The following is a 14,998-nucleotide window of genomic DNA, read 5'->3' as shown; positions in this document are numbered from 1 at the left end:
GAGGCATGGCAGCCGGCGCGGACGAGAAGACCACCTCGAGGTCAGCCTCGCAGCCGCCGCCCGCCACCCCCACCACGGCGATCATCGTCGTGCTCGCGCTGTGCGGCACGCTCGTCTCGCTGCAGCAGACCCTCGTGCTGCCGCTGCTGCCCGACTTCCCGGAGATCCTGGGCACGACCAGCGACAACGCCTCCTGGCTGGTCACCGTCACGCTGCTCACCGCGGCCGTCGGCACCCCGATCGTGTCCCGGCTCGCCGACATGTTCGGCAAGCGGCTCATGCTCATCATCTGCATGTGGGCCGTCATCGCCGGCTCGGTCGTCTCCGCGCTCAGCAGCGAGCTCGCGCTCGTCGTCGTGGGCCGCGGGCTGAGCGGTCTCGGTGCCTGCCTGGTGCCGGTCGGCATCAGCATCATGCGCGACCACCTGCCGGCCGACCGGGTCGGCTCCGGCGTCGCGCTGATGTCGGCGACCCTCGGCATCGGCGGTGCCATCGGTATGCCGCTGGCCGGCGTGATCTACGAGAACCTCGACTGGCACGCCCTCTTCTACGTCTCCGGCGGCTTCGCCGTCGTCATGCTCGTGGCGGTCTACGGCGTGGTCCCGGAGTCGACCGTGAAGACCCACGGCCGCTTCGACCTCACCGGTGCGCTCCTGCTGTCGGTCGCGCTCACCTGCTTCCTGCTCGCGGTGAGCAAGGCCGGCACGTGGGGCTGGGGCTCGCCGATCACGCTCAGCCTGCTCGCCGGTGCCGGGCTCGTGCTGGCCGCGTGGGTGCCGTGGGAGCTGCGGACCGGGCAGCCGCTGGTCGACATCCGCACCTCGACCCGGCGCACCGTGCTGCTCACCAACGCCGCCTCGGTGCTCATCGGCTTCGCGATGTTCGCCAACTTCCTCACCTCCGCGCAGCAGGTGCAGATGCCCGCGGAGACCGGCTACGGCTTCGGGCTGTCCGTGGTCTCGACCGGGCTGGTCATGCTGCCCTCCGGCCTGCTCATGGTCGCCATGTCGCCGGTCTCGGCGGGGCTCATCACCCGCTACGGGCCGCGGGCGGTGCTCATCGCCGGTGCGGTGACCATCGCCGTTGGCTTCATCGGGCGCTCGCTGCTGCACCGCAGCGTGCTGGAGGTGGTCATCACCTCCAGCGTGGCCTCGCTCGGCACCGCCCTGGCCTTCGCCGCGATGCCGACCCTCATCATGCGGGCGGTGCCCATCACCGAGACGGCGTCGGCCAACGGCCTCAACACGCTGTTGCGTTCGCTCGGCACCTCCTCGGCCTCGGCGCTGGTCGCGGCGGTCTTCGCGGCCTCGATGGTGCAGACGTCCAGCGGGGAGATGGCGCCGCGCTTCGAGGCATACCAGCTCATCTTCTGGGCCGGCGCCGCGGCCTCGCTCGGAGGTGCGCTCATCGCGACCTTCATCCGCCGCCCGCAGCGCGCCCACGCCGGCGCCGAGGGTGACGCGCACGAGCCGGTGGGGGAGCGGACCGAGGTCAAGCTCGGCGGCGAGCTGCCCGAGCTGCTCGTGCGGGGGCAGGTCGTGGGCCCGCAGGGCCGCCCGCTGCGGCAGGCGGTCACCACCGTGCTGCGTCCCGACGGCCGCCACATCGACTGGGGCCGCACCGACAACGAGGGCCGCTACACCCTGGCGCTGCCGGAGCCCGGGCCCTATCTGCTCGTCGTGTCGGCCGACGGCTGGGCGCCGCAGTCCGCGCTGGTCGAGCTGTCCGTGGGCCACGAGGAGGACGTCGTGATGGCCAAGCGGCTGCTGCTGTCGGGGCACATCAGCGACGACGGCCGGCCGATGCCCGAGGTGCTCATCTCGCTCATCAAGCACTCCGGCGAGTTCGTCGGCACCTGCCACACCGATGAGGAGGGGCACTACGAGATCGGGCTGCCGCCGCCGGGGCGCTACGTCCTCACCGCGGTCGACCACGGGACCGGGCGGACCCGGTCGCGAGCGCTGACGGTGCTCGCGACCTCGACGACGCTCGACCTCGACATCGTCACCGGGGTGCCGCGTCCGCGCGTGGACGCCTGACCTCCGGTGCGGTAGAACATCACCCATGGGCCGACGCGGGGTGGGGGTGCTGCTCGTCGTCGGCCTGACCACCCCTGCCATGGGTGGTTGCGGGTTGCTGGACGGGGTGCCGCCCTGCTTCTCGCAGACGCAGCCGTCGCTGCCGACGCCGCAGACGGTCCGGGACCACCTGGACCACGCAGCCGCGGGCCAGCAGGTCTACGACGCCGTCGTGGACGGGGACGAGGAGCGCGTCGCCGAGCTGGTCCGCGGGGACGAGCAGCTCCTGGGCACGCGCGTGGTCCTGCCCGACGGGGTGCGGCCCGGGGACGGCAACGACGGCGACCTGCTCACCTTCGCCGTCGCCGGATGTGACGGCGAGATGGTGGCCACGCTGCTGGACCTGGGTGCCGACCCGGACGGCGAGGCCCCCGGCCTGGCCCTGACGTATGCCCTGCTCGCGGACGACCTCGACCTCGCCGAGCAGCTGCTCGGGGCGGGCGCCGACCCCGACGCGCACGGCCCGGACACGGCACCACCGATGCAGGAGGTCCTCCTCTTCGAGCGGCCGGCGTCGGTCGGCCTGCTGCTGGACCACAGCGCCGACCCCGACCGGGCCGAGCCGGTCAGCGGCGCGACACCGCTGGGGTCCGCGCTGACCTTCGGGGACCTGGAGTCCGCGGGCCTGCTCCTGGAGGCGGGGGCCAACCCCTGGCAGGTCGGGGTGCAGGGCACGCTGCCCGCGTGGCAGCTCACCCAGGAGCTGGAGGACGACGGGGCCGACCAGACCCGGCGCGAGCTGCTGGCCGAGGCACGCGACCCCGACCTCCCGTGGCCGCCCCCGGGCCCGCCGGAGACGACGGCCCGCTTCCTCTCCGGCGAGTGGCCGACGCCACGGATGGAGGCCGCCGGCTTCGTCGCGAGCGAGGGTGCCCTGCGTTCGATGCGGCGCAGTGCAGGGGAGTGAGCCCGCCGTGGTCAGGGTCGCTGCCGACCGGGGTCACCCGGTCCACCGGAGGGCGTGAGGAGGTCCGCCTCGGCGACGTCTGCCGCGGCGGCCACGCCGGCCAGCCGCAGGGCCTCGACCAGCTCGGCGGCCCAGGTCTGCTGCCAGCCGCGCACCCCGTCCTCGCCGTCGACCAGGCCGAGCACCGGAGCACGCCCGGCGAGCACGAGGTCGGCCCCGCAGGCCAGGGCGACGAGCACATCCAGACCGGTGCGGACCCCGCCGTCGACGTAGACCTCGGTCCCCGGTGCCACCGCCGCCCGGATCTCCGGCAGGGCGGTTGCGGTCGGCACGACCCGGTCCAGCTGGCGCCCGCCGTGGTTGGAGACCCACACGGCGTCGGCGCCCGCGTCCCGGCAGCGCACGGCCTCGTCGCCGCGCAGGACACCCTTGACGACGACCGGGAGGCCGGTGCGCTCCCGCAGCCACCCGAGGTCCTCGAGGGAGAGGTCGGTGGCCTTCTCCGCGCCAGGGGTCCGCTGCTCGTCGGGCGGGAAGTTCACCCGCAGCAAGGCCGGGTCCGTGACCTCCCAGACGGTGGCACCGGCATACCTCTTGGTGCTGACGACCGGGGTGTCCACGGTGAGGACCACCGCGCCGGCTCCCGCCTCGACGGCGCGCTCGAGCAGCGGCAGCGAGAGGTCGCGGTCCTGGGTGAGGTATGCCTGCAGCCACCACCGCACCCCAGTCGCCGCGATCTCGGCGAAGGTCGAGCCGGCGTTGCTCGAGACCACGAGCAGCTGGCCGGCCGCGGCGCAGGCCCGCGCCATCGCGACCTCGCCCTCGGGGTGCACGGCCCGCTGCAGGGTGGTGGGGGCCACGGCGAAGGGCAGGGCCAGCTCCTCGCCGAGCGCCCGGGCGCGCAGGTCGACGGTGGTCACGTCGCGCAGCACCCGGGGCCGCAGCCGGACCCCGGCCCAGGCGTCCGTCGCCTCGGCGGCGGACGCACCGTCCCCGGCACCGGTGAGGAGGTACTCCAGCACCGGGGTGGGCAGCACCTCCCGGGCGCGGGCCAGGGCCTCGTCGTAGCGGTAGGTCGCGCTCACCCGGGGCACGCTACCGGGGGCGGGCACGGCTCGTGACAGGATCGGCGCCATGGGAGTCCGCCGGGTCATGGGCATCGAGACCGAGCTGGGGATCACCAGCACCCAGCTGGACCCGGCCGGGCGCCCGGTGACCCCGATGGTGCTCTCCGGCCAGGTCGTCCGGGCGTATGCCGCGGGCGCGGCCCCGGGGGCGGCGCTCCCCTCCGGCGCGGGATGGGACTACGCCGACGAGACGCCGCTGCGGGACGCCCGTGGCTTCGAGATGGCGCGGGCGCTGGCCGACCGCTCCCAGCTGACCGATGTCGAGGACCCGACGATCGCGACGTCCGTCCTGTCCAACGGGGCGCGCTTCTACGTCGACCACGCGCACCCGGAGTACTCCTCGCCCGAGGTCACCGGGCCGCTCGCGGCCGTCCGCTACGACCGGGCGGGGGAGGAGGTCGCCTGGGGCGCGGTGCGGACCCTGGCCGAGGAGGGGCTGGAGGTGCGGCTCTACAAGAACAACGTCGACGGCAAGGGCGCGTCCTACGGCACCCACGAGAACTACCTCGTGCCGCGCTCGGTGCCCTTCGACCGGCTGGCGCGGCTGCTCATCCCCTTCCTCGTCGCGCGACCGGTCATCGCCGGTGCCGGGCGGGTGGGGATCGGCCAAGCGAGCGAGCGGCCCGGCTTCCAGCTGTCCCAGCGCGCGGACTACCTGGAGGCCGAGGTCGGGCTCGAGACGACGCTGCGCCGCCCCATCGTCAACACCCGGGACGAGCCGCACGCGACCCCGCACCTGCACCGGCGGCTGCACGTCATCGTCGGTGACGCCACGATGGCCGACGTCACCACCTATCTCGCGCTGGGTTCGCTGTCGGCCGTGCTCCGCGTCATCGAGACGCACCCCGAGCTGTTGGAGGGTATGCCGCTCGCCCACCCGGTCGCCGCCGCGCGGGCCCTCAGCCACGACCCGTCGCTGCAGGTCACCGTGCCGCTGGCCGACGGCCGCGAGATGACCGGCCTGGACCTGGTCGAGGCGCACCTGGAGGCCGCCGAGCGGGCCGCGGCCTCGGGCCACGAGGCCTGGGATGACCCGGACGACACCGAGACCGACGAGGTGCTCGGCCGCTGGCGCGAGGTCCTCGACACGCTGCGCCGCGACCCGTCGCAGGCCGCGGGACAGGTCGAGTGGGTGGCCAAGCACCAGCTGCTGGAGCGCTTCCGGGAGCGCGGGGGCGCGGGCTGGGACGACCCGCGGATCGCGGCCATGGACATCCAGTGGCACGACCTCGACCCGCGCGGGGCCTGGCCCGCAAGCTGCGCGCCGCCGGCCAGCTGGAGCGGCTGGTCACGCCGGAGGAGGTCGCCGCCGCCGTCACGGAGCCGCCGCCGGACACACGGGCCTGGTTCAGGGGCGAGGCGGTGCGGCGCTACGGCGCGGCCGGGGGAGTCCGGGCGGCGTCCTGGGACTCGGTGGTGCTCGTCGACGACCGGGGCGGCCTGCGCCGGGTGCGCATGGACGAGCCGACCAGCGGCAGCCGGGCGGCTGTCGTCGGGCTGCTGGACCGGCATACCTCCGCGGCGAGCCTGCTCTCCGAGCTCGCCAGCGAGGACGTCTGACCCCGGACTGCTCCCCGTGCCGGCGACACGCCCATGACGAACGGCTCCAGCGTTCACGTGAACGCTGTGGCCGATCGAGAGGGGAGTGTCGCCGGGACGGCGTGACCAGGGGCGTGCGTGGGAGGTCTGGCCTAGGGTAGGACCATGTCGCAGCAGCACTTCGAGCGTCGTGACCGGGAGTCAGAACGAGGCGGCGAGCCCGGCCCGGACCCCACCCCGCCACCCACCGCGCCCGTGGCGCAGAGCGCCGAGCGGGACGCCGCGCTGGACTCCCTCCTCGACGAGATCGACGGCGTCCTGGAGAGCAACGCCACCGAGTTCGTGCACGGCTTCGTGCAGAAGGGCGGCGAGTGAAGCAGCGGGTGATGGGCGTCGAGACCGAGTTCGGCGTCAACGCCACCTTCCGAGGCGGCTCCCGGCTCTCGCCGGAGGAGGTCTCGCGCTACCTCTTCCGCAAGGTCGTGGCCTGGGGCCGCTCCTCCAACGTCTTCCTCGGCAACGGCTCCCGGCTCTACCTCGACGTCGGCTCCCACCCGGAGTACGCCACGGCCGAGTGCACCGACCTGCTCGACGTCGTCGCCCACGACCGGGCCGGGGAGATCATCGTCCAGGACCTCGCGGACGACGCCGAGCAGCGGCTCGCGGAGGAGGGCTTCGACGCCACCGTCTACGTGCTGAAGAACAACGTCGACTCGCGCGGCAACTCCTACGGCTCGCACGAGAACTACCTCATCGAGCGCCGCACCCGCATGGAGCGGGTCACCGAGACCCTGGTGCCCTTCCTCGTCACCCGACAGCTGGTCACCGGTGCCGGCCGGCTGCACGTCACCGAGCAGCGGGCGACCTACCTTGTCTCGCAGCGCGCGGACCACATGTGGGAGGACCTCAGCTCGGCCACCACCCGCTCCCGCCCGATCATCAACACCCGCGACGAGCCGCACGCCGACCCGGAGAAGCACCGCCGCCTGCACGTCATCGTCGGCGACTCCACGATGAGCCAGACCACGACGCTGCTGCGCCTCGGCACCACCGACCTGGTGCTGCAGATGCTCGAGGCCGGCACGGTCGTGCCCGACCTCGTGCTGGCCAACCCCATGCAGGCGATCCGCGACATCTCCCGCGACCCCACGGGCCGGGTGCCGCTGCGGCTTCGTCGGGGTGGCACCGTCACCGCGCTGGAGGTCCAGCAGCAGCTGCTCGAGCTGGTGACGAGGTATGCCGAGGACGCCGGGATCGGGGGAGAGGGGGCATACCGGGACGTGCTGGAGCTGTGGGGGCGCGGGCTGGAGGCGATCGCCACCGACCGGCTGCACCTCGTCGACACCGAGATCGAGTGGGTGATGAAGAAGAAGCTGCTCGACTCCTACGCCGCGCGGCACGGTCTGGACGCGTGGGACCCACGGCTGCAGCAGGTCGACCTGGCCTGGCACGACATCCACGCCCGGCGCGGGCTGGTGCGGATCCTGGAGCGCTCCGGCGCCGCCCGGACCGTGGTGGACGAGCACCGGATCAGGAGTGCCACGACCGACCCGCCGCAGACCCGGGCCCGGCTGCGTGGCGACTTCGTGCGGGTGGCCGCCGAGCACCGGCGCGACTTCACCGTCGACTGGGTGCACCTCAAGCTCAACGACACCGCCGCGCGGACGGTGATCTGCAAGGACCCCTTCGCCTGGCAGGACGAGCGGGTGGACGCGCTGCTCGAGCACGTCCGTGCCTCCGGTGGTGCTCCCACCTGACGTCCAGTCGACCGGGTTAGGCTGGCGGGGAGACGACGATTCCCCGATTCTGCAAAGGACGCTCCGTGCGCTCTTCCCGACTGCGCTACCTCGCGGCTGCGGCCGCACCCCTCATCTTCCTCGCGGCGTGCAGCCCGGACTCCTCCGGCGAGGGCGACGACGCGAGCGCGACCAGCTCGCCGGGGGACGACGCGGCCGCGACCAGCGCCGCCCCGAACGGCGACCTGGCCGACGTGGAGGTCGACACCGAGGGCGAGGCCCCGGCCCTGACGTGGGACGACGAGCCGTTCGCCGACGGTGACCTGCCCTTCGTCGCGGGCGGCACGGAGACCCGGACGCTCACCGAGGGCGACGGGGAGGAGGTGGCCGAGGGCCACGAGGTGCAGGTGAAGTACCTCACCGTCAACGGCACCTCGGGGGAGGAGCTGGTCTCCACCTTCGAGGGCGACGAGTCCGTCACCCTCGACCTCACCGACGAGAGCCTCTTCCCCGCCTTCCGCGAGCAGCTGCCCGGCTCCGTCGTCGGCGACGAGCTGCTCATGGCCATCCCGGCGACCGAGGCCTTCGGCGAGGCCGGCAACGCCCAGCTCGGGGTCGGCCCGACCGACACGATGCTCTTCTACATGGTCGTCGAGGACACCGGCGAGCCGCTCACCGAGGCCCAGGGCGAGGAGGTCGAGCCGCAGGAGGGTCTGCCGGCCGTCACCATGGGCGACACCGGCCCGGAGATCGACGTCGAGGGCGTCGAGGCGCCGGACCAGCTCGTGGCGCAGCAGCTCATCCTCGGGGAGGGCGCCGAGGTCGTCGCAGGGCAGACCATCCGGGTCCACTACACCGGCGTGAAGCTGTCCGACGGCGAGCAGTTCGACAGCTCCTGGGAGCGGGGCGAGCCCAGCGAGTTCCCCATCGGCGTCGGCTCGGTCATCGCCGGGTGGGACGAGGGGCTCGTCGGCCAGCCGATCGGGTCCCGCGTGCTGCTCGTCGTCCCGGCCGCCGAGGCCTACGGCGAAGCCGAGGAAGAGACCGAGGGCGAGACCGCGAGCCCGCAGCACGAGCTCGCCGGCGAGGACCTGGTCTTCGTCGTCGACATCCTCGGCGCCTCCTGACCCATCACCCACCGAGCGCCGCGAATGGTGGCCCCACAACCCACCGAGCGCCGCGAATGGTTGGCCGGCGCACGGCATACCTGACATCATCACGACAAGGAGCACCTCATGACCGAGTCCCCCTTCGGCCGCGTCCAGAAGGCCAAGCCCGAGATCGACTTCCCCGGTGACGAGCCGCCCACCGAGCTGCAGGTCGAGGACCTCGAGGTCGGCAAGGGCGCGGAGGCGACCGCTGGGTCGACGATCTCGGCCCACTACGTCGGGGTGTCCTGGTCCACCGGCGAGGAGTTCGACGCGTCCTGGAACCGCGGCGAGCCGCTCACCTTCACCGCCGGTGTCGGTCAGGTCATCCAGGGCTGGGACCAGGGTCTGCTCGGGATGAAGGTCGGTGGCCGCCGCAAGATCGTCATCCCGCCGCACCTGGGGTATGGCGACCGCGGCGCGGGCGCTGCCATCAAGGGTGGCGAGACGCTGATCTTCGTCGTGGACCTCGTCGACGTCCGCTGACCAGCTGGAGGCATATCAGGCAACCATTCACGACGCCCGGTGGGGTCTAGCTGTGATGTCCAGGGAGGTTGGTCAGTCGGGTGACTGGTGGCCGGCCTCCGAGGGCGGAGTGGGCGCGATGGTGATTGTAGAAGTGGAGCCAGCCGGGTAGGGCGTTGTTGCGTTGGTCGGTGGAGTCGTAGCGGCGGGCCTAGGCCCATCCGTCGGACAGGGTGCGGTGGAAGCGCTCGATTTTGCCGTTGGTCTGTGGCCGGTAGGGCCGGGTTCGTTTGGGGGTGATCCCCAGTTCGGCGCAGGCCTCACGCCAGGCGTAGGAGCGGTAGGCCGAGCCGTTGTCGGACAGCACCCGCTGCACGGTGACGCCGTGGTCGGCGAACCAGGCGACCGCGCGGTTCAGGACGCCGATGGCGGTGGTGGCCTTCTCATCGGTGTGGATCTCGGCGTAGGCCAGGCGGGAGTGGTCGTCGATGACGGTGTGCACGTAGGCCGTGCCGATGCGGGGCCGGTAGTGCTTACCCCGTTCACCGGTGCGTCGGGCGGTGGCCCGGGCGTTGCGCTTGCCCTGGTCCCGGCCCACGTAGCGCCATCCGCCGCCGTCGGGGATGTTGGCGAACTTGGTGACATCGACGTGGATCAGCGAGCCGGGGTGGGGGTGCTCGTAGCGGCGCAAGGGTTCGCCGGTGACCCGGTCGATATGAGAGAGCCGGTTGAGCCGGCACCGGACCAGGACCGCGTGCACGGTCGAGGCCGACATGCCCAGGCGGCCGGCGATCTGGACCGGGCCCAGGCGGTGGCGCCAGCGCAGTGTCGCGATCTGGCGCACCTGCTCCCGGCTGGTGCGGTGCGGACAGCTGCGCGGCCGGGAACTGCGGTCGACCATGCCGGCCGCTCCTTCGGCGCGGTAGCGGTCGGCCCACTTCTTCGCGGTGCGCGGGGAGACCATGAACAGCTTGGCTACCGCGGCATAGGTCCAACCGTCCTCGACGACAAGCCGCGCCAGTCTCAGACGGGCACGAGCAGTCAGGGCAGCGTTAGCGTGGGACATGAGGGCCTCCGGTCGGTGAAGCGTTGAACTAGACAGCTCCACTTCACAACCGGAGGCCTTCACCTGTCAGCCCGACTCACCGCCGAACCGCAGGACAACCTCCCTGGACATCACATCTAGCGCAACCATTCACGACGCCCGGTGGGGTGCAGGGCAACCATTGGCGACGCCCGGTGAAGTCTGGGGCAACCATGGGCGGCGCCCGGTGGTCAGGGGGAGGAGTCGGTGAGGCGGGCGCGGTCGCGCTCCAGCCACGCCATGACCGGCGTCGCGAGCACCCCGTGCACGACGACCGAGAGCACGATCGTGAAGACGCAGGTGGCCCAGAGCCACCGCTCGCCGGTCCAGCTGGCCTCGGAGAGGGCGTAGGACAGGTAGTAGAGCGTCCCCACGCCGCGGATGCCGAAGAAGGCGGTGATGGCCCGCTCCCGCCGCGCGAGCGGTCGGTGCACGTCCTCGGCCGTGCGCCAGCGCCCGACCGCCAGGGCGGCCCACCCGGACAGCGGCCGGATGAGCAGCACCAGCGCGACGCCGACGAGCACACCACGCCAGTCGAGGTGCTCCAGCGCCCCGTCGGTGAGCGCGATGCCGACGAAGAGCAGCACGACGAGCGTCAGCAGCCGTTCCAGCCGCTCCACCACACCGTGCATGTGCTCGTGGAACTCGTGCCGGCGCGCCTGGGAGCGCATCGCCATCGCGCAGACGAAGACCGACAAGAAGCCGTAGCCCTGCGCCACCTCCGCGACGCCGTACGACACCAGCATCGCGGCGAGCGCCAGCAGCGCCTCGCCCTGCTCGGCGAGCCGCAGCGCCTGCTGGCGCGACCGGAAGGCGATGTAGGCCATGAGCCACCCGACCGCGAGGCCGACCACGAGCCCGATGACGACCTTGCCGACCAGCTCGAAGCCCAGCCACCGCCACCCCCACTCCGCGACCGGCCCGAGGGTCACGAGGAAGATCGCGGCGTAGACGAAGGGGAAGGCCAGCGCGTCGTTGAGGCCGGCCTCGGAGGTCAGCGCGAAGCGCACCTCGTCGTGGTCGGTGATCTCGTCGTCGTGCAACTGGTCGACGACGTCACCGGCGTCCTGCTGGCCGCCCGAGGCTCGTCGTCACCGCCCTCGTCATCGCGCCCGGGACGGCGGATCGCCGGCCCGTCGACCTGCACGTCGCTCGCCAGCACCGGGTCGGTCGGCGCGAGCACGGCACCCAGGAGCAGTGCCTGGGCCACACCGAGCCCCAGCCCCCACCAGCCCAGCAGGAAGACGCCCGCGATGGTGAGCGGCATCGCGATCCCGAGCAGTTTCCAGGTCGCCGCCCAGGTGCGGAAGGTGCCGGGGTGCCGCCAGGTCAGCGGCCGGTCCAGCGCCAGACCCACGCCCATGAGCGCGAGCAGCACGGTGAACTCGGTGACGTGCTCGATCGTCTCCCGCTGGTCGGTGGGGTCGAAGGAGAAGCCGGAGCCGAACGGCAGCAGGCCGATGAGCGCGCCGACGACGATGAGGATGACCGGCGCCGAGAGCCAGGCGCGGGTGAGCAGGCTGGGCAGCGCGACCGCGAGCAGCAGCACCGCGCCGCCGAGCAGGAAGACCAGGTCGGAGGACATCGCCGCCTCAGGCGTCCGCGAACTTGACGAGGTATGCCGTAGCGCCGGGGGAGTCCATGGCGGTCACCCTAGATCCCCGACCATCGTCGCGGCGTGCCGACCAGCCACGGCGGCGACGAGGAAGCTCGCCGGGTCGTCGTCCAGGCCGCGGCCCATCGTGGACAGGGTCACCGGGGCGTCCCGCAGCGCGTCGAGGAGCCCACCGGCGTCCACGTCGACCACGGTGAGGTGGGGCGCGTCGTCGGCCAGCGCCCGGGCCTGCTCCCGCACCCGACGCAGGCAGCTCGCCAGCGGGTCCGTCAGGCGGTCCGTCGTCGCCGGCACCGGCACGTCGGCCGGCTGGGCCAGGACCCTGCCGAAGGCCGTGGCGCTGTGGTGCGACAGTCCGCGGTGCCGCTCTCGGGCGTCCGCCTGCGACACCCGCAGCCCGGCCACCGGCCGTCCGCCCAGGACCGCCGCGGCGTTGAGCGCCTCGCCAGCGGCCACCCCGGAGAAGCCCCACCGGGTGTCGGTGCCCAGGTTGCCCGGTCCCTGCACGACCACCGCGAGGTCGGCACCGACGACGTGCCGGGCCGCGAGCAGGGCGGTGTGCACCGTGACCGCCTCGAGGTCGCCGCCGTAGGCCTGCCCGGCGGTGATGGTCGCCGCGAGCCACCCCGCGTCGCTCAGCCCGGCCACCGTGCGCGACCACGCCAGCGGCAACGCCCCGCCGTCGGTCATGACATAGGCGACCCGGGCGCGGGGTGCTCGTTCGCGGACGCCGCGAGCACCGCGGGCAGCGCTGAGTGCAGGTCGGTGGCGAGGACGGGCAGTCCGTCGAGGTCGTCGGCCTCGGCCAGCGTGCCGTGGTGCTCGCCCTCGGGGTCGTCCACGCCGAGCAGCATCGGCTGCAGCGGGGTGTAGCGCGCCTTGACCAGGTGACCCGGCACCGGGTGCGTCGTCCCCGGCCAGGCGTCCGGCCGGTCCGGGATCGCGACGACGAGGGCATACCCCCCGGTGCCCAGCCCCCGCTCCAGCGCCCCGACGTTGAGCAGCACCCGGTCGCCGATCACCGGGGCGCCGACCAGCTCGAGGTAGGCGAGCGCCCGCACGGTCGCGTCGCCGTCCAGGTCGACGGAGACGACCACCACCCCGTCCCAGCCGGGCAGCAGCTCGCGCACCCGACCCTCGCGCCACGTCATCACGACAGGTGAGCCTATAGATGCCCGGGTCCGGGGAGCCCGGACGGTAGCCTGTCGGACCATGGCGACGAAGGCGAGCGCGGGGGTCAGCCCTGCCACGGCGAAGACCGAACGCCTGCTCAACCTCGTGATCGCCCTGCTGCACACGCGGCAGCCGCTGTCCAAGGCCAAGCTGCGCCAGGCGGTGCCCGACTACGCCGCGGGCAGCGTCGAGGCCTTCGAGCGGATGTTCGAGCGGGACAAGGACGAGCTGCGGGCGCTGGGCATCCCGCTGCGCACCGAGCCGATCGACGCCTTCTTCGACGACGAGCCGGGCTACCGCATCGACCAGCGGGAGTACGCCCTGCCCGAGATCGACTTCGCCCCGGACGAGCTCGCGGTGCTGGGCCTGGCCGCGCGCTCCTGGAGCCAGGCCAGCCTCGCCGGGCCGGCCGCGCAGGCGCTGCGCAAGCTGGACGCGGCCGGGGTGGTGCGCGACGAGTCGTCGGTCGCCGGGATCGAGCCGCTGCTGCACACCCCCGACCCGGCCTTCGAGCCGGTCCGGGATGCGGTCCTGACCCGCACGCCGATCACCTTCGACTACCGCGGCGGCAGCGGCGACCTCGCGCACCGTCGGGTCGAGCCCTGGGGGCTCACGAGCTGGCACGGCCGGTGGTACCTCACGGCCCACGACCTCGACCGCGAGGCGCCACGGGTCTTCCGGCTCGACCGCGTCGTCGGCACGCCGAAGCGTTCCGGCCGGGCCGGGGGGTATGCCGTCCCCGACGACCTCGACACGCTCGCCATGATCCGGCGCAGCGCCGGGGAGGACCCGCCGTCGGACCGGACCGCGCGGCTGCTCCTGCGCGACGGCGCGGCGGCCTCGCTGCGCCGCCGGGGGACGGCCACGACGGGTGGGGACGCACCCGAGGGCTGGAGTCTCGTGGACGTGGCCGCCGGGTCGTGGCCGCGCCTGGCGCGTGAGGTCTGCGCCGCGGGCCCCGACGTCCGTGTCGTCGACCCGCCGGAGCTGGCGACGCTCGTCGCCGACCAGCTCCGTGCCGTGGTCGCGGCGCACGGTGGGCAGGAGGGCTGATGGCCACCTACGAGAGCGCGACCTCCCGCGTGTCCCGGATGCTGACGATGGTCCCCTGGCTGGTGCACCGCCAGGGCATCGACCTGTCCACGGCGGCCGCCGAGCTCGGCGTCACCGAGGAGCAGGTCGTCGAGGACCTGCAGGTGCTCTTCCTGTGCGGGCTGCCCGGGCACTACCCGGACGACCTCATCGAGGCCTCCTGGGAAGGCGGCCGGGTCTTCGTCGGCAACGCCGACACCATCGCCCGCCCGCTGCGGCTGGGACGCGACGAGGCGCTGGCCCTCATCGTCGCGCTCCGCGCCCTGGCGGCGACACCGGGGCTGGCCGAGCGGGACGCCATCGACCGGGCGCTGGCCAAGCTCGAGGCGGCCGCGGGGGAGGGCGCCACAGGGGCCGCCCAGGTGCAGGTCGCCCTGGAGCAGCCCGTCGACGACGAGCTCGCCGGACGGGTGCGCACCGGCCTGACCGAGCGACGGCGCCTGCACCTGCGCTACACCTCGGCGAGCCGCGACGAGACCACCGAGCGCGACGTCGACCCGCTGCGGGTGCTCTCGGTCGACGGCCGGTGGTACCTCGAGGGGTGGTGCCACCGCGCGCAGGACCTCCGGCTGTTCCGGCTCGACCGGATCGAGGCGGTCGACGTCCTCGACACGGACGCCACCCCGCCGGAGGAGCTGCCGACCCGCGCGGTCGGGACCGGGGTATACCGTCCGGACCCGCAGGACCGGACCGTCACCCTCGACCTCGCGCCGGCCTCGGCCTGGGTGGCCGAGCAGATCCCCGCCGAGGAGGTCGAGACGCGCGAGGATGGCTCGGTGCGGATGACCCTGCGCGTGGCCGACCCGCGCTGGCTGGTGCGGCTCGTCCTGCGCGAGGGCGGTGGGGTGAGAGTCCTCGAGCCGGCGGGCATGGTCACCGCTGTCCGCGAGGCTGCGGCGGCGGGCCTCGCCGGCCTCACGGGCGGCGACCGGACCGGCGACCGGAACACCGCTGGGGGCGCCGCCCGTTAGACTGACGGACGTCACCGCCCGTGGCAGGTGTCCGCGGGCCCCGATCGAGAGCGAGCATCCCCC

At 73.4% G+C, this 14,998-nt stretch carries 11 protein-coding genes and 3 pseudogenes; 9 read left to right on the top strand and 5 right to left on the bottom strand.

What is annotated here, in order from left to right:
* Positions 1-5 precede the first annotated feature (5 nt).
* On the top strand, positions 6-2,039 hold the full coding sequence (locus tag BJF86_RS15135; RefSeq protein ID WP_075820112.1) for an MFS transporter: 2,034 nt from the start codon (positions 6-8) through the stop codon (positions 2,037-2,039).
* Positions 2,040-2,064: 25 nt separating this feature from the next.
* The gene (locus BJF86_RS15130; RefSeq protein ID WP_075820110.1) at positions 2,065-2,985 is read left to right on the top strand and encodes an ankyrin repeat domain-containing protein; all 921 of its coding nucleotides are present in this window, start codon (positions 2,065-2,067) and stop codon (positions 2,983-2,985) included.
* A gap of 11 nt (positions 2,986-2,996) precedes the next feature.
* On the opposite strand, the gene BJF86_RS15125 is transcribed toward BJF86_RS15130, so the two are convergent.
* The gene (locus BJF86_RS15125) at positions 2,997-4,070 is read right to left on the bottom strand and encodes an alpha-hydroxy acid oxidase (protein ID WP_075820108.1); all 1,074 of its coding nucleotides are present in this window, start codon (positions 4,068-4,070) and stop codon (positions 2,997-2,999) included.
* A gap of 49 nt (positions 4,071-4,119) precedes the next feature.
* On the opposite strand from BJF86_RS15125, the pseudogene dop reads away from it, so the two are divergent.
* The 5 genes and pseudogenes from dop (at position 4,120) to BJF86_RS15100 (ending at position 9,021) form a co-directional block, all read left to right on the top strand.
* A pseudogene (gene dop / locus BJF86_RS15120) lies at positions 4,120-5,672 on the top strand (depupylase/deamidase Dop).
* A gap of 144 nt (positions 5,673-5,816) precedes the next feature.
* Complete coding sequence (locus BJF86_RS15115) at positions 5,817-6,026, top strand: ubiquitin-like protein Pup (RefSeq protein WP_075820106.1); 210 nt, start codon at positions 5,817-5,819, stop codon at positions 6,024-6,026.
* Positions 6,023-7,408 carry a Pup--protein ligase gene (pafA, locus tag BJF86_RS15110; protein ID WP_075820104.1) on the top strand — a complete coding sequence of 462 codons (1,386 nt, stop codon included), beginning with the start codon at positions 6,023-6,025 and terminating at the stop codon, positions 7,406-7,408. The genes BJF86_RS15115 and pafA overlap by 4 nt, the downstream gene beginning before the upstream one ends.
* A 65-nt stretch (positions 7,409-7,473) precedes the next feature.
* Complete coding sequence (locus tag BJF86_RS15105) at positions 7,474-8,514, top strand: FKBP-type peptidyl-prolyl cis-trans isomerase (protein WP_075820102.1); 1,041 nt, start codon at positions 7,474-7,476, stop codon at positions 8,512-8,514.
* Positions 8,515-8,622: 108 nt separating this feature from the next.
* The gene (locus BJF86_RS15100; protein ID WP_075814168.1) at positions 8,623-9,021 is read left to right on the top strand and encodes an FKBP-type peptidyl-prolyl cis-trans isomerase; all 399 of its coding nucleotides are present in this window, start codon (positions 8,623-8,625) and stop codon (positions 9,019-9,021) included.
* A 46-nt stretch (positions 9,022-9,067) separates the two neighbouring features.
* Here the strand turns inward: BJF86_RS15100 and BJF86_RS15095 are convergent.
* The 4 genes and pseudogenes from BJF86_RS15095 to BJF86_RS15085 all read right to left on the bottom strand — a co-directional run bounded on the left by BJF86_RS15095 (position 9,068) and on the right by BJF86_RS15085 (position 12,853).
* Positions 9,068-10,066, bottom strand: a pseudogene (locus BJF86_RS15095) (IS481 family transposase).
* A gap of 209 nt (positions 10,067-10,275) precedes the next feature.
* Positions 10,276-11,127 carry a cation:proton antiporter gene (locus BJF86_RS19405; protein WP_269087286.1) on the bottom strand — a complete coding sequence of 284 codons (852 nt, stop codon included), beginning with the start codon at positions 11,125-11,127 and terminating at the stop codon, positions 10,276-10,278.
* Positions 11,079-11,669 (bottom strand): cation:proton antiporter, encoded by a 591-nt coding sequence (locus tag BJF86_RS19400; protein ID WP_269087285.1) that lies wholly within the window; start codon positions 11,667-11,669, stop codon positions 11,079-11,081. Before BJF86_RS19400 ends, BJF86_RS19405 begins: the two co-directional genes overlap by 49 nt.
* A 63-nt stretch (positions 11,670-11,732) precedes the next feature.
* Positions 11,733-12,853: pseudogene (locus tag BJF86_RS15085) on the bottom strand (DUF3866 family protein).
* 58 nt (positions 12,854-12,911) lie between these two features.
* On the opposite strand from BJF86_RS15085, the gene BJF86_RS15080 reads away from it, so the two are divergent.
* Together BJF86_RS15080 and BJF86_RS15075 are read left to right on the top strand one after the other, a co-directional pair.
* Positions 12,912-13,925: a helix-turn-helix transcriptional regulator gene (locus BJF86_RS15080; RefSeq protein WP_075820100.1), complete on the top strand. Its 1,014-nt coding sequence runs from the start codon at positions 12,912-12,914 to the stop codon at positions 13,923-13,925.
* A complete protein-coding gene (locus BJF86_RS15075; RefSeq protein ID WP_075820098.1) occupies positions 13,925-14,935 on the top strand; it encodes a helix-turn-helix transcriptional regulator in 1,011 nt (336 codons plus the stop codon). Before BJF86_RS15080 ends, BJF86_RS15075 begins: the two co-directional genes overlap by 1 nt.
* The last annotated feature ends 63 nt before the right edge of the window (positions 14,936-14,998 follow it).

Origin of the sequence: Serinicoccus sp. CNJ-927 (genome assembly GCF_001942435.1) — a bacterium.
GTDB classification, from domain to species: Bacteria; Actinomycetota; Actinomycetes; order Actinomycetales; family Dermatophilaceae; genus Ornithinicoccus; species Ornithinicoccus marinus.
This window is presented reverse-complemented; position numbering and strand designations above follow the sequence as displayed.